Raw genomic sequence first — 20,628 nt, 5'->3', positions numbered from 1 at the left:
CGAGAATATTTCACTCAAGGCCTGAAACGAAAAAAAGAATACCGCCCGTCGCGAGATTTTTTCTCATTGTTTCAAGTTTAAAGTGTAATCAAGCACTTCTCTCGGCGACTGGCAGCCAAAATCACACAGAAACATGAACGAAATGTCAAATCCTCAGTCTGACCAACAATCTCTGTCTCAAGACGAGAAGCAAGCCGAACTCGACCGTGCCAATGCGGAAATCGAGCGTCTCTCGGCCGAATTCGAGGATCTCAAACTGCTCTACGAAGCCATGATCGAACATGGCGAGGCGGTGGAAGATCAGTTGGCGGAAAAGAACCTGCTTCTGGAAAAAACCCAGGCGCGGCTCGAGGAAGAACTGTCCGATGCCACGCGTTATGTCTTCTCCATCCTGCCGGACAAGAGAAGCCAGGCACCGAAGACGGATTGGCTCTTGGTGCCGTCGACGGAGCTCGGCGGCGACTCCTTCGGTTACCACGCCCTCGACGACGATCATTTCGCCTTCTACCTGCTCGATGTCTGCGGCCACGGCGTCGGCGCCGCCCTGTTGTCCGTCACCGCGATCAACGTGCTGCGTGCCTCCGCGCTCGCCAATGCCGATTTTCGTGATCCATCCCAGGTCATGGCGGCGCTCAACGCCACCTTTCCGATGGAAAAACAAAACAATATGTTTTTCACCATCTGGTACGGCGTCTACAACAAGGCCACGGGAGAACTGCGTTATGCGACCGGCGGCCACCCGCCGTCGATCCTCATTCGCGCCGATGCGCCCGATGCCGAGCCGGAACTGCTCATCACCGTCGGCGGCATAGCCATCGGCGCCTTCCCGGATGTCGACTACGAATGCAAATCCGTCCAGGTCGGCCCGGGCGACCGCCTGCTGATCCTCAGCGACGGGACATTCGAGGTCAACGGCCCGGAGGACGACATGCTCTCCGTCGACGAGCTGGCGGCCTTCGCGGCAAAGACCGGCAATACGCCGGCGGCCATCCACGAATGGGTGCGCACCTTCAACAGCGACGGGCCGCTGCCCGACGATTTTTCGCTCCTCGAAGTGCGCTTCTGACGCCCGGTTTTCACGCGCGCGGTCTTGAAGACACGTTCACCCGAGCAGGCGGCCAAAATAGAGACCAAAAATAGTTGCGGAAAAATGCCCGCGAAAGTTTTTTCTGCGGGCCCCCGAATAAATCCCCACCGCCCTCCGTTGAATGCCCATGCGGTCCTGCAAGGCAATCTTGCGGAGCGCGTTGGCTTAAATTCAGCATTGATTCGTCGGGGACACCTCTTTTGGTTGCAATCACGCATCACGCAGACGGTCGCATGACCATGCGTTGACAAGCCGTGCCGAAGCCGGAAGACTAGACCGATAAACGGGCAGCGTTGGGAGGACTTTATGTCTATGCGCGCACTCATCCGGTTTTCTGCCTTTCTTCTCCTTCTCTTCATCCCGCTTCTTCCGGCAACGGCCGCGGAAACGAAACGCGAGGTCGTCACCGTCAAGGACAGCGACTATTTCGGTTTCGACCTCAGGACCGAAACGGAGGTCTCGCTCGACCAATGCCAGACGATCTGCCTCGGCGATCAGGCCTGCCGGGCATTCACCTATAATCCCAAGGTGAAATGGTGCTTCCTGAAGTCCGACTTCAGCAAGATCAACAGCTTCCCCGGCGCCATCGCCGGCAAGGTTGTCGATGTCAGCGCCGAGAAGGATATCGGTGCCGCTCCCGCCCTGTCTTTCGTCTCCGACGAGCTGGTGCAGCAGGCCCGCGAATACAAGGACAACCTGACTACGGCCGATTTCGCCGACCAGGGCATCCTCGGCCTCTCCTCGATGGGTCTCGCCGAACGCGCCGTATCGAACCTCGAACGGGCGATGATGGCGTTCAAGTCGGCGCTGGTCTACGACAAGGAGAATGTCGGCCTCTGGATCGAGCTGACGCGCACCGGCGCCCGCGCCTCGAGCGGCACCGACCTGTCGCGGCAGGGCACGCTGGCCGGCCTCAACGCCTACCAGGCCAGCCGCACCACGGGGACGCGGGCGCAGGCGCTGGCTGCCTTCGCTTCGGCGCTGGCCGGCTCGGAAAGCTATCGCAACGCGCTGAGCGCCTACAAGGCAAGCCTGGCGCTGGTCGACGATCCGCTCGTCCACTCCGAATATGTGACGCTGCGCGAGCAGCAGGGTTTCCGCGTGACCAACCACACGGTGGATGCCGATAGCGCAACGCCGCGCGCCTGCGTGCAATTCTCCGAGGCGCTGGTCAAGAACGGCACGGATTATTCCACCTTCGTGACCATCAACGGCGCCGCTCCGCAGGGGCTGGAAGCCAAGGGCACGGAAATCTGCATCGACGGCCTGGTTCACGGCGACCGCTACCGCATCAGCCTGCGTCCCGGCCTGCCGTCCTCCGTGGAGGAAAACCTCGAAAAGCAGGTGGATATCGACTTTTATGTGAAGGACCGCTCGGCGAGCGTCCGCTTCACCGGCGACAGCTTCGTGCTGCCGGGCACCGCCCGCCGCGGCATTCCGCTGGTTTCGGTCAATGCCACCAAAGCAAACCTCCAGCTCTACCGCGTCGGCGACCGCAACATCGCCACGCTGCTCACCAACTCGCAGTTCCTGACCCAGATGGACGGCTACAACACCAGCCGTATCAGCGACGAACTGGGCCAGCTCGTCTGGGAAGGCTCGCTGGAGATCAAGCCAGACCTCAACAAGGATGTGGTCACCAGCTTCCCTGTCGATGAAGCCCTGCCGCAGCGCAAGCCGGGCGTCTACGTGCTGACGGCGCAGGTGCCGGAAGCGCACCAGGAATATTGGGATAGCCGCGCCACCCAGTGGTTCGTCGTCTCCGATACCGGCCTTTCCACCTACACCGGCACGGACGGCCTGACCGTCTTCACCCGTTCGCTTGCGACCGCCAAGCCGATTACCGGCGTCAAGCTGCAGCTTCTTGCCAAGAACAACGAAATCCTCGGCGAAGCGACCAGCGACGCGGAAGGCCGCGCCACGTTCAGCGCCGGCCTGCTGCGCGGCACCGCCGCCATGGTGCCGGCAATGATCACGGCGCAGAACGGCGAGCAGGACTACGTCTTCCTCGACATGACCCGCGCCGGTTTCGATCTTTCCGATCGCGGCGTCACCGGCCGCGCTTCGCCGGGCGCCATCGACGTGCTCACCTGGACCGAACGCGGCATCTACCGCGTCGGCGAGACCGTGCACGCCTCGGCGCTCGCCCGCGACAGCGCCGGCCTTGCCATCGAAAACCTGCCGCTGACCTTCATCTTCAATCGCCCCGATGGCGTCGAGGATCGCCGCGTCGTGCGCACCGGCACGATGGGTGGCTACACCTACGACCTCGACCTCCTGCCGAACTCGATGCGCGGCACCTGGTCGATGCAGATCTTCACCGATACGAACGGCACGGCGATCGCCGAAAAACAGTTCCTCGTCGAAGACTTCGTTCCCGATCGGGTCGAATTCGACATGACGAGCACGGCGAAGGAAATCGCGATCGGCACGCCGGCCCAGGTGGATATCGACGGCCGTTATCTCTACGGCGCGCCGGCCGTGGGCCTTGAACTGCAAGGCGCGGTGGGCCTGAAGCGCACCCGCACGACGGATGCCTTCAAGGGCTATTTCTTCGGCCTTGCCGACGAGGATGCCGGCGACGACGAATCCCGCTTCCCGCTGGAAGGCCTGCCGACCATCGGCGACGACGGCAAGGCGGTGATCGACGTCAACCTCACTGAGGCGCCGTCCACCACGCAGCTGCTCAGCGCCGAGATCCTGGTGCGGATGCTGGAAGCCGGCGGCCGGGCCGTCGAGCGGACGCTGACGCTGCCGGTCAAGTCCGAAACCGCCCGCATCGGCATCAAGCCGGAGTTCGGCACGGACCTGGCTGAAAACACGCTGGCCCGCTTCAACGTCATCAGCGTCGATGCCGATGGCAAGAAGCAGGCGATGCAGGGCCTGCAGTGGAAACTCCTGTCGGTCTCGCGCAATTACCAATGGTATCGCGACGGCAACAGCTGGCGGTACGAGCCGATCCTGACGACCAGCCAGATCGCCACCGGCAAGGTTGACGCCACCACCGACGGCGCCAGCATCGCGGCGCCCGTCAGCTGGGGCCGCTACCGGCTGGAGGTCGAGACGGCCGCCATCGACGGCCCGCAGTCGAGCGTCGAATTCGATGCCGGCTGGTATGTCGAGGCAAAGTCGACGGAAACGCCCGACGGCCTGGAAATCGCTCTCGACAAGGAGAGTTATGCGCCTGGCGAAACCGCCAAGCTGAAGGTTAGCCCGCGTTTTGCCGGCGAACTGCTGGTCACTGTCGGCGCCGAGAACCTGCTGACGACCAAACTCGCCAGCATTCCGGCCGAAGGCGGCGAAGTCGAATTGCCGGTGACCGCCGACTGGGGTGCCGGTGCTTACGTGACCGCCACGCTCTATAGGCCGGGCGACGCGCAGGAAAGCCGCATGCCGATGCGCGCCATCGGCATCAAGTGGCTGACCGTCGATCCCGGCGACCGCAAGCTGAAGGTTGCGCTGAGCGCCCCGGAAAAGATCCTGCCGCGCGGCGAACTGTCCGTGCCGATCCAGGTCAGCGGTGCCGATGTCGGCAACGAAGCCTATGTGACGCTGGCGGCTGTCGACGTCGGCATCCTCAACCTGACGCGTTACAAGGTTCCGGATCCGGACGGCTGGTATTTCGGCCAGCGCATGCTGGGGCTTGAAATCCGCGACATCTACGGCCGCCTGATCGACGGTTCGCTCGGCGCCATGGGTCGCCTGCGCACCGGCGGTGACGGCGGGGAAGGCCCGCTGAACGGTAGCCCTCCGACGGAAAAGCTGGTGGCCTTCTTCTCCGGCCCGGTCAAACTCGACGCCGAAGGCAAGGCGACCATCAACTTCGACATCCCGCAGTTCAACGGCACGGCGCGGCTGATGGCTGTCGCCTGGTCGAAGCATGGCGTCGGCCACGCCACCTCCGACGTGATCATCCGCGATCCGGTGGTGGTGACGGCCAGCCTGCCGAAATTCCTCGCCCCCGGGGATCTTTCGGACCTGCGCATCGATATCGCCAATACGGACGCGCCTGCCGGCGACTACCAGCTGCAGGTAACAAGCAACGACGTGGTGACCGTCGACCCGGCCGCTGCCGGAAGCACCATCCGCCTCGAAGCCGGCGGCAAGTCTGACGTCACGCTGCCGCTGATGGGCGGTTATGCCGGCAACGGCCTGATCACCATCCGCCTGTCCGGCGCCGATGGCGCCAGCTGGGAACAGTCGGTCAACATCCCCGTGCGGCCGTCCTCGCTGCCGATCACCACGCGCCGGCCGATCACGGTTGCCGCCAATGGCAGCCTGACGATCAACAGCGAACTGCTGGCAGACAGCATGTTGCAGGGTGCCTCGGTCAGCCTCAACGTCACGCGGTCGGCGGCCTTCGACATCCCGGCGCTGCTGATGAGCCTCGACCGTTATCCTTATGGATGCGCCGAACAGACGACCAGCCGCGCCATGCCGCTGCTCTATCTGAGCGAGCTTTCCAAGCAATCGGACATCGCCGAGGACACGGAAGTGCCGAAGCGCGTGCAGGAAGCGATCTATCGCGTGCTGTCCTACCAGTCGTCCACCGGCAGCTTCGGGCTCTGGAGCCCCGGTTCCGGCGACCTCTGGCTCGACGCCTATGTCACCGACTTCCTGACCCGCGCCCGCGAACAGAAATACGATGTTCCGGAACGCTCGCTGGTGGTGGCACTCGACAACCTGCAGAACGCTGTCGGCTATGACACCAACATCACCGGTCGCGGCAACGAAATCGCCTATGCGACCTATGTGCTGGCCCGCAACCGCAAGGCCGCGATCAGCGACCTGCGCTACTATGCCGATACGGCAATCGACGACTTCCCGACACCGCTCGCCAAGGCGCATATTGCCGCGGCGCTGGCGCTTTACGGCGATGCGCAGCGTTCGCGCCTCGTCTTCGCCAAGGCGCTGGACATGTCGTCGCTGGTGACCAATGTCAGCCTGTCGCGTTCGGACTACGGTTCGGCCCTGCGTGACGATGCTGCCGTACTGGCGTTGGCCGCCGAAAGCCGCCCGGTTCCGGAAATCATCCCGGCACTGTCGACCATCGTCGCCAGGAACTGGGAAAAGTCGCGCTACACCAGCACGCAGGAACAGACCTGGATGCTGCTGGCCGCTCGGGCGATCAAGAACTCCGATACCGATCTGAAGATCGACATCAACGGCACCGAGCACCAGGGCGGTTACCAGAGCCGGATCACCGGCGACGAGTTGCTGCAGCAGCCGGTCACCGTCACCAACCGGACGAACGACCCGGTCACCGCCGTGGTGACCACGGTTGCGGCACCGCTGCAGCCGCTGCCGGCCGGCGGCGATGGCTTCGAAATCGAGCGCACCTACTACACGCTCGATGGCGAAGAGGCCAATGTCAGCCAGGCTAAGCAGAACGAACGGTATGTCGTGGTGCTGAAGATCGTGGAGAAGAACTCCTGGGCTTCGCGCATCCTGGTGAGCGATCTTCTGCCGGCCGGGTTCGAGATCGACAATCCGAGCCTGGTGGACAGCGCCCAGATGACGAATTTCGAGTGGATCGGCGAACAGAGCGCCGCCCACAGCGAATTCCGCAGCGACCGTTTCGTGGCGGCCTACAATCGCGAGGAAGGCGAAAAGAGTGATATCACGCTCGCCTATGTCGTCCGCGCCGTGACGCCGGGCACCTACGATCATCCGGCTGCCAGCGTCGAAGACATGTATCGTCCGCAGTTCTCGGCCCGTACGGCGACCGGCCGTATGGAAGTGCTGAAGGCAGAGTAAGGCGATCATGGCGATCTGGCGCAAGGTCTGCATCGGTCTCGTGGCGGCAGCCGGCATCACCGCCGCTGCCGCCTACGGGCTCGACGCCGCCGACCGCGCCTTCCCGCCGCCGCTCGAAGGGGCGGCGACGGTTTCTGCCGAAGTGCTGGATGCGGATGGTCAGCTTCTTCGTGCCTTTGCCACGCCGGAAGGCCGCTGGCGGCTGAAGGCGACGACCGAGGACGTCGATCCGCAGTTCCTCAAGATGCTGGTCGCTTATGAAGACCGGCGCTTCTACGACCATGGCGGCGTGGATGTCATGGCGCTCGGCCGTGCCGCCTACCAGCTCGTCACCAACGGGCGGATCGTTTCCGGCGCCTCCACCTTGTCGATGCAGGTGGCCCGCCTGATCGAGCCGCGCGACGGCCGCAGCTTCAGTTCGAAACTGCTGCAGATCGTCCGCGCCGTGCAGATCGAGCGGCGGCTCAGCAAGCAGGATATCCTCAATCTTTACCTGACCCGCGCCCCCTATGGCGGCAATCTCGAAGGCGTGCGCGCCGCAAGCCTCGCCTATTTCGGCAAGGAGCCGCGGCGGCTGACCGTGTCGCAGGCGGCCCTTCTCGTCGCGCTGCCGCAACTGCCGGAAAAACGCCGGCCGGACCGGCATCTCGCGGCAGCGGAAGCGGCCCGCAAGCGGGTGCTGAGCCGCATGGCCGTCGTCGATGTCATCGGCGAAGGCGAGGCCGAGCGTGCCGAACTCTCGGCCATTCCGACACGACGGCTGCAACTGCCGGCCTTTGCCGCCCACCTGGCGGAAGCGGCGTTGCGCAAGCAGCCGGGCGTGATCCAGCACAAGACGACGCTGCGCCGCAAGGCCCAGCAGGGGCTGGAAACCGTCGCGCGCGAGGCGGCGGCAAAACTCGGCCCGAAAGTCTCCATCGCCATGGTGATGGCCGATGTGCACACCGGCGAAATCGTCGCCGAGGTCGGCTCGGCGGATTATTTCGATACCAGCCGCTCGGGCTGGATCGACATGAGCCGTGTCTACCGCTCGCCGGGCTCGACGCTAAAACCCTTTATCTACGGACTGGCGTTCGAGCAGGGCATCGTCGCGCAGGAAACCATCATCGAAGACCGGCCGGCGGATTTCTTCGGCTACCGCCCGCGCAATTTCGACATGACCTATCAGGGTGATGTCAGCGTTCGCCAGGCGCTGCAACTGTCGCTCAACGTTCCGGCCGTCCGGCTGCTCGATGCCGTCGGCGCGACACGGCTGATGGTGCGGTTTCGCCGTGGCGAGGTTCAGACCCTGCTGCCCGCCAACGAAACGCCGGGCCTCGCGATCGGCCTCGGCGGCCTGGGCATCACGCTCAAGGATCTGGTGCAGCTTTATGCCGGCCTCGCCAACCGCGGCAAGCCGGTGCGGCTCGGCGACGGCATCCGCGATATTCCCGGCGAAATCGATGGCGAACCGTTGCTGGAGCCGGTGGCCGCCTGGCATGTCGCCGACATCCTCTCCGGCGTCGTGCCGCCGCTCGGCGCCGTCCAGCGCGGCATCGCCTACAAGACCGGCACGAGCTACGGCTACCGTGATGCGTGGTCTGTCGGCTTCGACGGCAATTATGTGCTCGGTGTCTGGGTCGGCAGGCCGGACAACGGCGCGGTGCCGGGCCTGACCGGTTTCGCCTCCGCAGCGCCGATCCTTTTCGAAGGCTTTGCGAAATCGGGGTTTGCCATCACCGCCCTGCCACGGGCGCCTTCCGGCGCCATCCGCATCCAGCAGGCGGACCTGCCGATCAGCCAGCGGCGTTTCTCCATGACGTCGAGCGGCCTGCTGGCCTCTTCCACCCGCGAGGCGGCGCCGCAGATCATCTATCCGCCGGAAGGCGCCCGCGTCGAACTCGGCAGCCTCGCAAGCGGCGAACTCATGCCGCTCGCCCTGAAGCTGCAGGGCGGCCGCGCCCCCTTCCGCTGGCTCGCCAACGGCAAGCCGTTGGAAGAAGCATCCCGCCGGCGGACGGCCCAATGGCTGCCCGATGGCAACGGTTATTCCACGCTGACCGTCATCGACGCCATCGGCCGCGCCGCCACCGTCAGGGTTTTCATCGAGTGATGGCGGCGGGTCTATACATTGATCCGAAAATCAACCACAAGATGCATATATTGCTGCCGCGAGAGGCTTTCCGGCATCCGGAATGTCGAAATTGCGGCCAAAAAGCGTCATATTTAAGCGAAACCCTCTGAGACGAGCGAAAGCGCCTGTATCCTGGGATACACGGCATAGCTGTCCACCATCCTAAAATCCGGGCATATCGGCGTGAAGACGTCCCGTTCCCGCATGACCGGCCCACCGTGCAAACCGCACGGAAATGCCGGGCGCGGACAAGGACGGGACACCACGCAGAAGTGACGGACCGGCCAGGGAACGCGCCCCAAGAGCTTTCCCGACCGTCCGCATGGAGTGTCGGATGCAGAACAGGAAAGACCCGGCTATGCCGCAATATGTCCAGGAACGTACACCCTCCGCCAGCATGGCCAGCGTCATTGCCGGCCTGTTGGTCTACGCCATCGTGATTGGCGTCAAACTGCTCGGCAACGTCGCGTGAAGGCGGGCGCCGGCCTACCGGCGAGACAGGGTGAGCAGGCCTTCCGCGGTCTTGCCGACGGCCAGCGCCTCATAGGTATCCGTCGAAAAGTGTGGTGTGTCATGGGCGCCGGAATGCGTCGTGGTGATGACCACCACCTCCGCCCCGGCGGCCTCTCCGGCCAGGATACCGGCGACGGCATCCTCGAAGACGACGCATTGATCGGCGGCAACACCCAGCCGCTCGGCGCCGAGCAGGTAACATTCCGGGCTCGGCTTGCCGGCCGAGACATCCTCGCCCGTCACCATCACCTTCGGAAACGGAATGCCGGCGGCGATCATGCGCCGATGCGCCAGTTCCCGCGGCGCCGAGGTGACGATCGCCCAGCGATCTTCCGGCAGCGATGCGAGGAAATCCAGCGCACCGGGGATCGGGATGATGCCCTCGACATCCTCCATCTCCGCCTGCAGCAGATCGTCGGCTTCCTTCTCGGCGTCGACGCCCGGCAAGGCGAGATTGCGGATGGTATCGACAGCCCGGACGCCGTGGACCGTCTTGAGGAAAACCTCCGGCTCGAAACCGTGACGCTCGGCCCATGCGCCCCACACACGCTCGACGACGGCGATGGAATTCAGCAACGTGCCGTCCATGTCGAACAGGAAGGCGGCATGCGGGCGGGAAAAGATCTTGCGGTCGGCGGCAGACAAGGGAGTTTCCTTTGCAGGGAGCGGGAGAGACGATCCTGAGCGGACAGGATATCCGGAAAGGATGACATGTTTAGGCAATGTCGCCGGCCAAGTCGAGGGCCGGCTTTTGCCGCTCCGCCGTTCTACGGTAAAATCCTTCTCTGCTTTCCGCCTGCCGGCAAAGGTTGGAACCAAACACGGCCGGTGCCAGTTTTTCCGGGGCAACCGAAAGAGGAGGCTCCCCATGGCCGAGACACCGAAACACCTGCGCGCCGGCTTCACCGGCACCGTCAACGAAGAAAAGCCCAAGGTCGGCGAACGCGCCAGGCAGGTGGCGGCCACGGTTCGCGATGAAGCCTCCGCCGTCGCGGACACGGCCCGCGACCATCCGACCGCAACCACCGGCGCCCTGCTCGCTGTCGGCGTGATCGGTTTCGTGCTGGGTTATCTGCTCGGCAGCGGCTCAAGCCATGCCGACCATTCCCGCTGGTAGAAAGGCCTCAGACCGGGTTAGATGGAAAGGTTGGAAACCGGCGGAGCGGAGACGGCATGACCTACGAACTCTATTATTGGGACGGCATTCCCGGACGGGGCGAATTCGTCAGGCTGGCTCTGGAGGATGCCGGAGCGGCCTATGTCGATATCGTCCGCGGCTCGGAAGCACAGGGGCAAGGCACGACTGCGATGCTGGACATTCTCGGCAGCCGGCAGGAAGCCAACATCCCCTTTGCACCGCCGTTCCTCAGGGACGGCGAGGTTCTCGTTTCGCATGTCGCCAACATCCTGTTCTATCTCGGCCCGAAGCTTGGCCTTTCCCCGCAGGATGAACAGGGCCGCATCTTCGCCAACGGGCTGCAACTGACGCTGACGGATTTCATCGCCGAAATCCACGATTGCCATCACCCGATCGCAACCTCGCTCTATTACGAGGATCAGAAAACGGAGGCCAAGCGGCGGACCGGCAGTTTTATCGCTGAACGCTTGCCGAAATTCCTCCGCTATTTCGAACGCGTGCTGCAACAGAACCCGGCGGGCCGCGCTCACTCTGTCGGAGATGCGGCGACCTATGTCGACCTGTCGCTTTTCCATGTCGTCGAAGGCCTGCGTTACGCCTTCCCGAAGGCGATGACCGCTGCGGAGAAGGACATTCCGCTGCTGATTGCGCTGCACGACGCCGTCAGACAACGACCGAAGATCAAGGCCTATCTGGGATCCGAACGCCGGCTGGCCTTCAGCGAGGCCGGCATTTTCCGCCATTATCCGGAACTCGACCAGCCCGCCGACTGAGATCAACAGGCCTTGCCGACACCCAGCCCGACGTCGAGGCACCTGTAGGCGATCCGTTCGGCAGCCGCATAGGCCTGGCTGACGATTTCCGGCACCAGATCGATATCCGGCAGGCTGCCGAGGCCCAACGGGCCGACGGCATAAAGATCGTCGGTCGGCTTGCCCTCCACCAGCAATTGTCCGGTGGCGTTGACGAGCAGGCCCAGCCCGAGTTCGTCGGGAACAGCCAGCCCGGCCCGCAGCAGATTGGCGAGCAGCGGCGCGGTCAGATCCGGAGCCGCGCAACGGCAATCGATCACCGGATCGGCAGCCAGGAATTCGTCGTTGGCCGCCTCCCGCCACCGAACCGCGACACCCTTGTTCGTCACCCGTCCGGCGCGCCCCTTGCGGACGACCGTGTTGCCGATGGCAAGCTCGCGCTGCAGGCGCAGGTAATGCGGCTCCGGCAAGCGGTTGCGGTGGCTGTCGTAAATGGCCCGGAGATGCCGGTTGAACTGGCGCTTCTGCCGCGCCGGCAGGGACCGCCACAAGGAGCGCGCCTGCTTGCGGAAGGCGTTCATCACCGATTGCCAGTCCTGGCCGGATGCTTCCGCCTGCTGGCAGGCCTGGCGCAGGTGCCGGACGATGTCGCGCAGGTTGGCCGGCAGCGGGGTCGTAAGCTCGACCGGATCGGCCGCCAGCCGCGTATGGCTCTGCGGCAGAAATCCGTGCGCCGTCAGAATGGTGATGCGGCCGGCATAACCGCTGTCGCGCAGCTGGAACAGGCGGTCGACCACGCGGATGCCGCTGCCCAGGAGCAGCGCCTGCGGACAATCGACCAGGCGACGCGCCCGCACCGTTCCTTCATCCGTTGCCTCCGTCGGTGCCGCTACGGCTTCGGTGCCGTAACCGGTCGCCAGCACCACCGTATCATAAAGCGCCGGTTCGCCGTCGCAGGTGGCGATGTGGTAGCGGCCATCCGGCCGGCGATCGATGGTCTCGACGACATCGGTGCAGATGCGCACCGTTACATCGCGCCGCGAGGCGAGCGCCTCGGAAAAACGCCGGTAGGCATAATCGCTAAAGATGCTTTTCGGCACGAAGATCTGCTGGAAACCCGGGATCGCCGCCGAAACGGCGCTGCGGAACTCGGCATTGTCGAGCAGCCAGCGATTGAAATCGTCCGGATCGCCGTCGGCGACGGAAAGATCGCGGACGCGGCTGTTGAGGATTTCGCCGATCTGCAGCGACGCCAGCGCCTGGCCGCCGCTGATATTCGGGTTGGGATCGAACAGTTGCAGGTCGAAAGGCTGCCGCACGACGCGCAGCAGCGCGATCGCCATCATCAGCCCCGAAAAGCCGCGGCCGATGACGGCAAAACGCGGAACGGGCATCCCAGGCTCCCCAAACCGCGCCTGGGGGAGGAAACTGCCATGAAGTGTCATGTCATCTCCTTTTTTCTCGGCAGGCGGCGTCATGGGGCGACAAGAGCAACGCAGAAAACTTCGAACGTCCGCACGCACGGCCTGGTCTATCTTCTTCAGGAAGACTCCGTTTGTGAGGTGGCAAGCCACCTCGCCTAACAATGCGCCACATCGTCCTTGCGTTCCGGCGCATCGCTTGCAGATGATTGCCGGAGCAATCCGGCACGTTCGACCTCTCAATAGTCTATTATTTTAATTATTTATTAAAGGCACGAAACACCGGCCGATTCAACCGCATTGTTCCGACCCTGCGGTAACTGTCTCTGTTCATTGGCGCATTTCTGCATTTCCATGGCAATCCCGCCGGCGGCACCTTATGGCACGGGGTGTTCGGCACTTCCGGCGGCGGGTTGCATCACATTGCCTGCCACCGCCTGACGACGCCGGTCCCGCGCACCGAGAAGCCGCAGCAGTTCATAACCCGCCGGCCAGCGCCCAAAACCGCTGGCAATGTTGATGTGACCGGCCTCCCCGAGGTCGACGACATCGGCCTGCCAGGCCAAAGCGTAGCGGCGCAGCGCATCCGCAGGCATATAGGGATCGTTGCGGCTGCCGACCACAAGCGTCGGAAACGGCAACGGCACCTGCGGCATCTCGCCGAAGCGCAGCAGCCCCGGGTGGAGAACCCCCGTCAGGCCGACATCGCAGGGAGCGACCAGCAGCGCCCCCTTGACCAGCCTCGCCGCCGGGCGGCCGGCCAGATGCGCGATGAGCACCGAGCCGAGGCTGTGCCCGACAAGATTGGCGCCCGGGCTCGCCAGCAGGGCATCTTCCAGCCGCGACAGCCAGTCCCGCAGCACGGGATATTCCCAACGGTCCTGTTCAAGCAAAACCGTATCGTCATGATCGGCAGCCCAGAACCGCTGCCAATGCCCTTCACCCGAGCCGTTCAGGCCGGGCACGAGCAATGTCTTCGACATGGCGCACCTCGCTGATGCGGACCGGCGCATGGTTGTCGTGCCAGTCTCTTTCTGCCTAGTATGCGCGCCGGCGACAAAAGCTTAAGAAATGAAAGTTCAAACTCTATAAGATCGATAGAATAACTTCTCTTATTCCGGCCGCGCGTATCAGGCATGGAAAGTCATCTGACACTGGAGTTGGCCCATGGGAACCGTATCGCATCTTCACGACCGCACACGGCCAGTCGCGCACCGCATCGCCAGCGAGGAGGAAGCCCTTGATATCGCCCGCACTCTTGCCGGCGAATTCGCGCCCGGGGCGAGCGACCGCGACATCAACCGCATCCTGCCCTATGCCGAGCTGGACCTTTTGGCGCAATCCGGGCTGCTGGGCATCACCGTGCCGAGCGAATATGACGGCATCGACGTTTCCAACGCGGTTCTTGCCGATGTCATCGCCATCCTGGCCCAAGCCGACAGCGCCATCGCCGAGGTACCGCAAAGCCATTTCCAGTTCATCGAGGCGCTTCGCCTGGCGGGGAGCGAGGAACAGAAGAAATTCTTCTATGCGCGGGCGCTGGGCGGCGATCTTTTCGCCGGGGCGATCATCGAACAGCCGCATGCGGAGGGCGCAGAGGCGACACGTCTTGCCCCCGATGGCATCGGCCATCGCATCAACAGCCGCAAATATTATTCGACCGGCGTGCTTTTTTCCGACTGGGTCGTGGTCGCGGCCCTCGATCCCCAGGAAAAACCCGTCTTCGGCATTCTGTCGCGCAAAGCCGACGGCGTGCAGGTCATCGACGACTGGGACGGCTTTGGCCAGCGCACCGCCGCCAGCGGCACGACCGTCCTGCAGAACGTCTACATCAATGCCGATTCCGTTGTGCGCGACAGGACGTTGGACCCGCATTCCACCATCGCCGCCATCGGTCAGATCATCCACGCCGGCATCGATCTCGGCATCGCCCGCGCCGCCTTTGCCGACCTTCTCGGCTTCATCCGCAGCAGGGCGGCAAGGGAGGCTGGCGATCCGCTGCTGCAATCCCGCATCGGGCAATTGGCGACCGAACTCGAAGCGGCCACCGCCCTGCTCGAGCGCGCCGGCAAGAAGATCGATTTTGCGCAGATCAACGGCAACGACACCCAGGAGACCGAGGCGACGCTGTCCACCGCTGCCGCCCGGGTCGTGACCAGCCGCATTGCCGCGGAGAGCGCCAATGCCCTGTTCGAACTGGCCGATGCCGGCGCCACGAAGATCGGGCTCAACCTCGATCGCCACTGGCGCAACATCCGCGCGCATTCGGCCAACGAACCGGTGCGCAAGCTTTTTCAGGAGACCGGGCGTTTTCACCTGAATTCATAGTAGCCTGCCATGGGATAGAAGCTCAAACTTGACAAAAGAGAAATCAAATTCGAACTAGACAATAGAATTGACAAAAATAATTCCCTCCATACTATTAACTAATAAAGAGGAGGGGAAAATGACAGTTTATACGGATTTTGCCGTCGCCGGAGCGCCGACGTCATCTCTTTTCGAGATGTCTATTTCCGGATTTAACATCACATCATCTTCCAGCACTTTGATGGTTGTATCCACGCCTTCGAATTTCGAATTGCGGATAACGGGAAACAATCTCTCCATTGATGTCGTCACCAAACCCGATGGCACATTCGAATTCGTTACTGGCGGGACGATCACCGGACTAAGTCGAACGAGCGTCGGCGGCAGCATCGTCTACGAAAGCGTCACCGATGTACCCAACGTTCCTTTCAAGCAACCGGCCACCGACGATCTCAGCGCCCTGGTCAAGGCAGCCTTTGCCGGGAACGACACCTTCGATGGATCCGACCGGGCCGAGAAGTTTTTTGCAGGCAGTGGCGACGACAAGGTGAATGGCAAAGGCGGATTCGACCTTTCCGTCTATAGCGGCGCGGCCGCGGACTACGGCATAGCCAGTCAAAACGGCACGATAACCGTGACCGACAAGACCGCGTCGCGCGACGGCACCGACACGCTGACCGGCATCGAGCGCCTGGTTTTCACCGACGAAATCGTCGCCTTCGACAGCCTGGCCGCACAGGCCTACCGCGTCTATGAGGCGGCCTTCAATCGCACCCCGGACAAGGGCGGCCTGTCCTACTGGGTGAATGCGCTGGATCACGGCGCCAGTTTACGCGACGTTGCCGCAGGCTTCGCGTCTTCCGACGAATTTCGCAGCATTTACGGCAGCAACCCGACGACCGAAGACATCGTCACGCGTTTTTATGTCAACGTTCTCGACCGCCAGCCGGATGCCGCCGGCATCGCCTACTGGGTCGACCAGATCAAGAGCGGGCGCAGCGTTGCCGATGCCTTGCTCGGATTTTCGGAAAGCAGCGAAAACATCGCCAATCTGCAATCGACCATCGGCCTCGGCGTCCATCTGGACCCGACATGGTTCGCCGCCTGATACGGCGATAATGATCGTCGCAAAAGCAGAGGAGACCCCGGCCCAAGAAAGCCGGGGTCTTTCTATATGCGCGATTTAGCGCGCTGCGTTCAGCGCCTGCTTCAGATCGGCGAGGATGTCGTCGATGTGCTCGATGCCGATCGAGAGACGAATGTAACCGGCCGATACGCCGCTGGCAGCCTGTTCGGCTTCGGAAAGCTGCGAGTGGGTGGTGGTGGCCGGATGGATCGCCAGGCTGCGGGCGTCACCGATGTTGGCGACGTGGTAGAACAGTTTCAGCGCATCGATGAACTTGCGGCCGGCTTCCAGGCCGCCCTTGAGTTCGAAGCCGACGAGGCCGCCGAAACCGCCCTTGAGGTACTTGTCGGCGCGCTCGCGGTTAACGCCGCTGTGCTGCGACGGATGGATGACCTTCACGACATCCGACTGCTCGGCGAGGAATTTTGCCACGGCCGTCGCATTCGAGGAGTGACGCTCGATGCGCAGCGCCAGCGTTTCCAAGCCCTGGATCAGCTGGAAGGCGTTGAACGGCGACAGGGCCGCACCGAGGTCGCGCAGCAGCGTGACGCGGGCCTTGATGATGTAGGCGACCGGGCCGAGCGGCTTGACGGCTTCGGACCAGACGGCGCCGTGATAGCTCGGGTCCGGCGTGTTCAGCGCCGGCTGGCGTTCCTTGTGCTTCTCCCAGTCGAAATTGCCGCCGTCGATGATGACGCCGCCGATCGAGGTGCCGTGGCCGCCGATGTACTTCGTTGCCGAATAAACGACGATGGCAGCGCCATGCTCCAGCGGGCGCGTCAGGATCGGTGCCGCGGTGTTGTCGACGATCAGCGGAATGCCGAACTCACGGCCGATGGCAGCCACTTCGGCGATCGGGAAGACGGTGAGCTTCGGGTTCGGCAGGGTTTCGGCGTAATAGGCGCGGGTCTTGTCGTCGGTGGCGCGGCGGAAGCCTTCCGGATCGGCCGGGTCGACGAAGCGGACTTCGATGCCCTGGTCCTTCAGCGTGTTGGCGAAGAGGTTCCAGGTACCGCCGTAAAGATCGGTGGAGGTGACGACGTTGTCGCCGGCACGCGCCAGGTTCTGGATCGCGAAGGCCGATGCCGCCTGTCCCGAGGCGAGCGCGAGCGCGGCAACGCCGCCTTCGATCGCGGCCAGGCGCTTTTCGAGCACGTCGACCGTCGGGTTGCCGATACGGGTGTAGATGTTGCCGAGTTCCTTCAGCGCGAAGAGATTGGCGGCATGTTCGGCATCGCGAAACTGGAACGAGGTCGTCTGGTAGATCGGAACGGCGACGGCACCGGTCGCAGGATCGGCTCGCCAGCCGGCATGGAGCGCCAGCGTTTCGGGACGAAGGTTTTCAGTCATATGAATACTCCCCAAATAGACAGAATGAAAATTCGCGTAGGACTCTCAGCACCGCGTCCTGCCCCACCTCTCGGGCGCCATCTTATCGATATCGCCGGCTTTTCATGGGACGATTGTTGCGATCTTTGCGGCCTGTTTGAAATAGTTGTTGCCGTACCGCGATGGCAAGGAAAAGATTTCCCGAGGCGGCAAAGAAAGCCGCCGCCCAAACGGCAACAGCCGTTTTTTCCGGCGGCGGCATGCCCGAATTTTTTGCATGACCCGGCCGAAATTTCCCGGATTTAACCCGCTCCCGCCGCCAAAGACACGCCGGATAACGGTAAATCTCTTATATTCTGCGCAGCGCTCACTATATGGGGATCGCGCGCACATCATCATCGCGCGTGAGGAGAACTGAATGTTACGTCGTCTTTCGCGTTATTCCGGCCTGGTCGCTGCGCTTGCGATCGGCCTTGCCTTGTCGCTCGCCGCCATCGATGTGGCCGAGGCGCGGCGGGCAAGCGGCGGCTTCGGCAGCCGTGGCAGCCGGACGTTCGATACGCCTTCGGTCACCCGCACGGCGCCGTCCGATGCCTCGCCGATCAACCGCACCATGACCCAGCAGAATTCTGCCCAGCCGCAACGCAATGTCGGCCAGCAGCAGGCACAGCGCCCCGGCCTCTTCGGCGGCTTCGGCAGGACGCTTTTTGGCGGCCTGTTGCTCGGCGGCCTGTTCGGCATGCTGCTCGGCGGCGGCTTCGGCGGCATGATGGGTTTCCTCGGCATGCTGCTGCAGATCGCTTTGATCGTCGGTCTCGGCATGCTCTTGATGCGGTTCCTCGCCAATCGTCGCCAGGCGTCGGCCTATCCCGCCGGCGGCAACATGCAGCGGGAAGCTTATGCCGGTGCCGGCGGCAACAAGCCTGGTTTCCAGATTCCCGGCATGGGTTCCGGCTCGGCAGCCACGCCCCGCGCCACCAAACCGGTGACGCAGGACATCCAGCTGTCGCCGGCCGACCTCGATCGCTTCGAAGCGCTGCTGACTGAAGTCCAGACGGCCTATGGACGCGAAGATTATCCGGCACTGCGCCGTCTCGCGACGCCCGAAGCCATGTCTTACCTCGCGGAAGAACTCGGCGACAACGCCACCAACGGCGTGCGCAACACGGTCTCCGATGTCAAGCTGCTGCAGGGCGACATTTCCGAAGCCTGGCGCGAAGGCCCGCTCGACTATGCGACCCTTGCCATGCGCTATTCCAGCATCGATGCGCTGGTCGACCGCACCACCGGCAAGGTCGTCGATGGCGATGCCGTCAATCCGAGCGAGACCGTGGAGCTCTGGACCTTCGTCCGCAAGAGCGGCACCGACTGGCAGCTTTCGGCCATCCAGTCCGCCTGATTGGTCATTACGCGATGACGGGATAGGCTGCGGCTTCCGCAGCCTTTTCCATATCCAGCAGCCCTTGATAAGCTGCGTCGTCGAGAACGGCGAAGCCTTTAAGCGCCAACGCAGCCCGCGCCGGCGCAAGGCCGGGTGCGACGATCGCCGCGGCAAGCGCCTGCCGCAACATCTCCACTTCCTCGTCGGAAGCTGAAGCTCTGGTCACGAAGGGCAGGCCTGGTCCTTTCGGCGTCTCCCCGATGATCGTGAGGCCGGAAACGCGTTCCGGCGCATGGGCGGAAAAATTGCCGTAGGTGACACAATCGATTGCCGCGATATCGGCCAGGCCGGCGGCAACGGCATCGATGCTGGCCGCATGACTGCCCGTTTCGACCACCGAGGCGAAGAAACGTTCGCCACCAGCCAGCGACGCCACCGAGGCGCGAAAAAGATTGGCGCCCGAATTGCTGTCGTATGCGTTGAGCGCAGCAACCTTCCCTCGGAAATCCGCAAGTCTGGCACCGGCACTGTCCCGGCGGGCAATCAGCAGGCTGCACATCAACGGTCCCTCGCAGCCCGGCCGATCATAAACGGGCGTCGCGACAAGCCGGACGACGCCGCGCAGCGATTTTGCGTAAGGATATCCGCAGGACTGCGCCAGAAGCAGGCCCGGGTCATGCCATGCAGCATCATAAGCAACCGACCGATCGAGCCGCTCGGGCACATCCGCAAGGCCCGCCTGTCTCAGCCAATCCTGCAGAAAGGCCCAGAACTCCTCCTGTGCCCGGGCGACCGGCGGCGGGCTGACATACATGGAGAGGCTGGCGAGACGCATGAGGCAACCGGGATGGAGAGGCGGAACTTTTCGAATGGCGCGCTGTTGATATCACGGTCCGACATGACAGGGGAGCCGCGGATGAGATTGACCGGCAAGGTGGCATTGGTGACCGGCGGCGGTTCCGGCATCGGCAAGGCAACGGCCCTGGCGCTCGCCCGCGAGGGGGCGAAAATCGGGGTGCTGAGCCGCACGGCAGCCGACATCGAACAGACCTGCGCCGAGATCCGGCATCTCGGCGGCGAAGACCTGCCGATTGCAGCCGACATTGCCGACGAAGCGGACATGCAGGCGTCCGTCGAAAGCCTCGTGGCGCGGTTCGGACGGCTGGACATCATCGTCGCCAATGCCGGTATCAACGGCGTCTGGGCGCCGATCGACGATCTTCGTCCTGCCGAGTGGGACAAGACCATCGCCGTCAACCTCCGCGGCACCTATCTGACGCTGCATTACGGGGTGCCGCATCTCAAGGCGGCGGGCGGCGGTTCGGTCATCGTCGTTTCTTCGATCAACGGCACGCGGACCTTCACCACGCCGGGCGCCACCGCCTATACCGCCACCAAGGCGGCGCAGGTGGCGATGGTGCAGCAACTGGCGCTGGAGCTTGGAAAACACCGGATCCGCGTCAACGCCGTATGCCCCGGCCTGATCGAGACCAACATTCCAGACAGCACCACGCAACGGGGCAAACAGGAAGCGGAAATTCCGGTCGTTTGGCCGGAAGGCGATATTCCGATAACCCATGGCGAGGCAGGCAAGAGCGAAGACGTGGCCGACGTCGTGGTGTTCCTGGCATCGGATGCCTCTCGTCATGTAACGGGCAGCCCGATCTGGGTGGATGGTGGTCAGGGCCTGTTGCGGTAATCCGG

The 20,628-nt window shown here is 63.4% G+C and carries 15 protein-coding genes; 10 read left to right on the top strand and 5 right to left on the bottom strand.

Features of this window, described 5'->3' with window-relative positions; translation table 11 throughout:
• Nucleotides 1-142 precede the first annotated feature (142 nt).
• The 4 genes from ACSQ3I_RS14850 (at nucleotide 143) to ACSQ3I_RS14835 (ending at nucleotide 9,429) form a co-directional block, all read left to right on the top strand.
• Nucleotides 143-1,066: a PP2C family protein-serine/threonine phosphatase gene (locus ACSQ3I_RS14850; protein ID WP_436000113.1), complete on the top strand. Its 924-nt coding sequence runs from the start codon at nucleotides 143-145 to the stop codon at nucleotides 1,064-1,066.
• A 333-nt stretch (nucleotides 1,067-1,399) separates the two neighbouring features.
• Nucleotides 1,400-6,844 (top strand): alpha-2-macroglobulin family protein, encoded by a 5,445-nt coding sequence (locus ACSQ3I_RS14845; RefSeq protein ID WP_436000241.1) that lies wholly within the window; start codon nucleotides 1,400-1,402, stop codon nucleotides 6,842-6,844.
• Between the two features lie 7 nt (nucleotides 6,845-6,851).
• Complete coding sequence (gene pbpC / locus ACSQ3I_RS14840) at nucleotides 6,852-8,936, top strand: penicillin-binding protein 1C (RefSeq protein ID WP_436000111.1); 2,085 nt, start codon at nucleotides 6,852-6,854, stop codon at nucleotides 8,934-8,936.
• 355 nt (nucleotides 8,937-9,291) lie between these two features.
• Nucleotides 9,292-9,429: a hypothetical protein gene (locus tag ACSQ3I_RS14835; protein ID WP_436000109.1), complete on the top strand. Its 138-nt coding sequence runs from the start codon at nucleotides 9,292-9,294 to the stop codon at nucleotides 9,427-9,429.
• 14 nt (nucleotides 9,430-9,443) lie between these two features.
• Here the strand turns inward: ACSQ3I_RS14835 and ACSQ3I_RS14830 are convergent, their stop codons facing one another.
• Nucleotides 9,444-10,058 (bottom strand): HAD family hydrolase, encoded by a 615-nt coding sequence (locus tag ACSQ3I_RS14830; protein WP_436000239.1) that lies wholly within the window; start codon nucleotides 10,056-10,058, stop codon nucleotides 9,444-9,446.
• A gap of 280 nt (nucleotides 10,059-10,338) precedes the next feature.
• Between ACSQ3I_RS14830 and ACSQ3I_RS14825 the strand changes: the two genes are divergently transcribed.
• The gene (locus ACSQ3I_RS14825; protein ID WP_436000107.1) at nucleotides 10,339-10,587 is read left to right on the top strand and encodes a hypothetical protein; all 249 of its coding nucleotides are present in this window, start codon (nucleotides 10,339-10,341) and stop codon (nucleotides 10,585-10,587) included.
• Between the two features lie 56 nt (nucleotides 10,588-10,643).
• The gene (locus tag ACSQ3I_RS14820; protein WP_436000106.1) at nucleotides 10,644-11,381 is read left to right on the top strand and encodes a glutathione S-transferase; all 738 of its coding nucleotides are present in this window, start codon (nucleotides 10,644-10,646) and stop codon (nucleotides 11,379-11,381) included.
• Between the two features lie 2 nt (nucleotides 11,382-11,383).
• Here the strand turns inward: ACSQ3I_RS14820 and ACSQ3I_RS14815 are convergent, their stop codons facing one another.
• A complete protein-coding gene (locus ACSQ3I_RS14815; RefSeq protein ID WP_436000105.1) occupies nucleotides 11,384-12,805 on the bottom strand; it encodes an FAD/NAD(P)-binding protein in 1,422 nt (473 codons plus the stop codon).
• A gap of 353 nt (nucleotides 12,806-13,158) precedes the next feature.
• Complete coding sequence (locus ACSQ3I_RS14810) at nucleotides 13,159-13,764, bottom strand: RBBP9/YdeN family alpha/beta hydrolase (RefSeq protein WP_436000103.1); 606 nt, start codon at nucleotides 13,762-13,764, stop codon at nucleotides 13,159-13,161.
• A 184-nt stretch (nucleotides 13,765-13,948) separates the two neighbouring features.
• Between ACSQ3I_RS14810 and ACSQ3I_RS14805 the strand changes: the two genes are divergently transcribed.
• Together ACSQ3I_RS14805 and ACSQ3I_RS14800 are read left to right on the top strand one after the other, a co-directional pair.
• The gene (locus ACSQ3I_RS14805) at nucleotides 13,949-15,109 is read left to right on the top strand and encodes an acyl-CoA dehydrogenase family protein (RefSeq protein ID WP_436000101.1); all 1,161 of its coding nucleotides are present in this window, start codon (nucleotides 13,949-13,951) and stop codon (nucleotides 15,107-15,109) included.
• Between the two features lie 118 nt (nucleotides 15,110-15,227).
• Complete coding sequence (locus tag ACSQ3I_RS14800) at nucleotides 15,228-16,196, top strand: DUF4214 domain-containing protein (protein ID WP_436000099.1); 969 nt, start codon at nucleotides 15,228-15,230, stop codon at nucleotides 16,194-16,196.
• A gap of 75 nt (nucleotides 16,197-16,271) precedes the next feature.
• Here the strand turns inward: ACSQ3I_RS14800 and ACSQ3I_RS14795 are convergent, their stop codons facing one another.
• A complete protein-coding gene (locus tag ACSQ3I_RS14795) occupies nucleotides 16,272-17,564 on the bottom strand; it encodes an O-acetylhomoserine aminocarboxypropyltransferase/cysteine synthase family protein (protein WP_436000097.1) in 1,293 nt (430 codons plus the stop codon).
• 397 nt (nucleotides 17,565-17,961) lie between these two features.
• Between ACSQ3I_RS14795 and ACSQ3I_RS14790 the strand changes: the two genes are divergently transcribed.
• Entirely contained in the window at nucleotides 17,962-18,942 is a 981-nt protein-coding gene (locus tag ACSQ3I_RS14790; RefSeq protein ID WP_436000095.1) for a Tim44 domain-containing protein, read from the top strand.
• Between the two features lie 7 nt (nucleotides 18,943-18,949).
• Here the strand turns inward: ACSQ3I_RS14790 and ACSQ3I_RS14785 are convergent, their stop codons facing one another.
• The gene (locus ACSQ3I_RS14785; protein WP_436000093.1) at nucleotides 18,950-19,759 is read right to left on the bottom strand and encodes a phosphate/phosphite/phosphonate ABC transporter substrate-binding protein; all 810 of its coding nucleotides are present in this window, start codon (nucleotides 19,757-19,759) and stop codon (nucleotides 18,950-18,952) included.
• A gap of 81 nt (nucleotides 19,760-19,840) precedes the next feature.
• On the opposite strand from ACSQ3I_RS14785, the gene ACSQ3I_RS14780 reads away from it, so the two are divergent.
• The gene (locus ACSQ3I_RS14780; RefSeq protein WP_436000091.1) at nucleotides 19,841-20,623 is read left to right on the top strand and encodes an SDR family oxidoreductase; all 783 of its coding nucleotides are present in this window, start codon (nucleotides 19,841-19,843) and stop codon (nucleotides 20,621-20,623) included.
• Nucleotides 20,624-20,628: the final 5 nt, after the last annotated feature.

Origin of the sequence: Rhizobium sp. LjRoot30 (assembly GCF_964253915.1) — a bacterium.
GTDB lineage: Bacteria > Pseudomonadota > Alphaproteobacteria > Rhizobiales > Rhizobiaceae > Metarhizobium.
Note: the sequence above shows the minus strand (reverse complement) of the source record. Positions and strands in the feature narration are given on the sequence as shown.

What these genes read in the sequence shown, in the direction of transcription:
- ACSQ3I_RS14850 (WP_436000113.1), top strand. Translation starts at nt 143, where the DNA reads ATGTCAAATCCTCAGTCTGACCAACAATCTCTGTCTCAAGACGAGAAG.
- ACSQ3I_RS14845 (WP_436000241.1), top strand. Translation starts at nt 1,400, where the DNA reads ATGCGCGCACTCATCCGGTTTTCTGCCTTTCTTCTCCTTCTCTTCATC.
- pbpC (WP_436000111.1), top strand. Translation starts at nt 6,852, where the DNA reads ATGGCGATCTGGCGCAAGGTCTGCATCGGTCTCGTGGCGGCAGCCGGC.
- ACSQ3I_RS14835 (WP_436000109.1), top strand. Translation starts at nt 9,292, where the DNA reads ATGCAGAACAGGAAAGACCCGGCTATGCCGCAATATGTCCAGGAACGT.
- ACSQ3I_RS14830 (WP_436000239.1), bottom strand. Translation starts at nt 10,058, where the DNA reads ATGGACGGCACGTTGCTGAATTCCATCGCCGTCGTCGAGCGTGTGTGG.
- ACSQ3I_RS14825 (WP_436000107.1), top strand. Translation starts at nt 10,339, where the DNA reads ATGGCCGAGACACCGAAACACCTGCGCGCCGGCTTCACCGGCACCGTC.
- ACSQ3I_RS14820 (WP_436000106.1), top strand. Translation starts at nt 10,644, where the DNA reads ATGACCTACGAACTCTATTATTGGGACGGCATTCCCGGACGGGGCGAA.
- ACSQ3I_RS14815 (WP_436000105.1), bottom strand. Translation starts at nt 12,805, where the DNA reads ATGACACTTCATGGCAGTTTCCTCCCCCAGGCGCGGTTTGGGGAGCCT.
- ACSQ3I_RS14810 (WP_436000103.1), bottom strand. Translation starts at nt 13,764, where the DNA reads ATGTCGAAGACATTGCTCGTGCCCGGCCTGAACGGCTCGGGTGAAGGG.
- ACSQ3I_RS14805 (WP_436000101.1), top strand. Translation starts at nt 13,949, where the DNA reads ATGGGAACCGTATCGCATCTTCACGACCGCACACGGCCAGTCGCGCAC.
- ACSQ3I_RS14800 (WP_436000099.1), top strand. Translation starts at nt 15,228, where the DNA reads ATGACAGTTTATACGGATTTTGCCGTCGCCGGAGCGCCGACGTCATCT.
- ACSQ3I_RS14795 (WP_436000097.1), bottom strand. Translation starts at nt 17,564, where the DNA reads ATGACTGAAAACCTTCGTCCCGAAACGCTGGCGCTCCATGCCGGCTGG.
- ACSQ3I_RS14790 (WP_436000095.1), top strand. Translation starts at nt 17,962, where the DNA reads ATGTTACGTCGTCTTTCGCGTTATTCCGGCCTGGTCGCTGCGCTTGCG.
- ACSQ3I_RS14785 (WP_436000093.1), bottom strand. Translation starts at nt 19,759, where the DNA reads ATGCGTCTCGCCAGCCTCTCCATGTATGTCAGCCCGCCGCCGGTCGCC.
- ACSQ3I_RS14780 (WP_436000091.1), top strand. Translation starts at nt 19,841, where the DNA reads ATGAGATTGACCGGCAAGGTGGCATTGGTGACCGGCGGCGGTTCCGGC.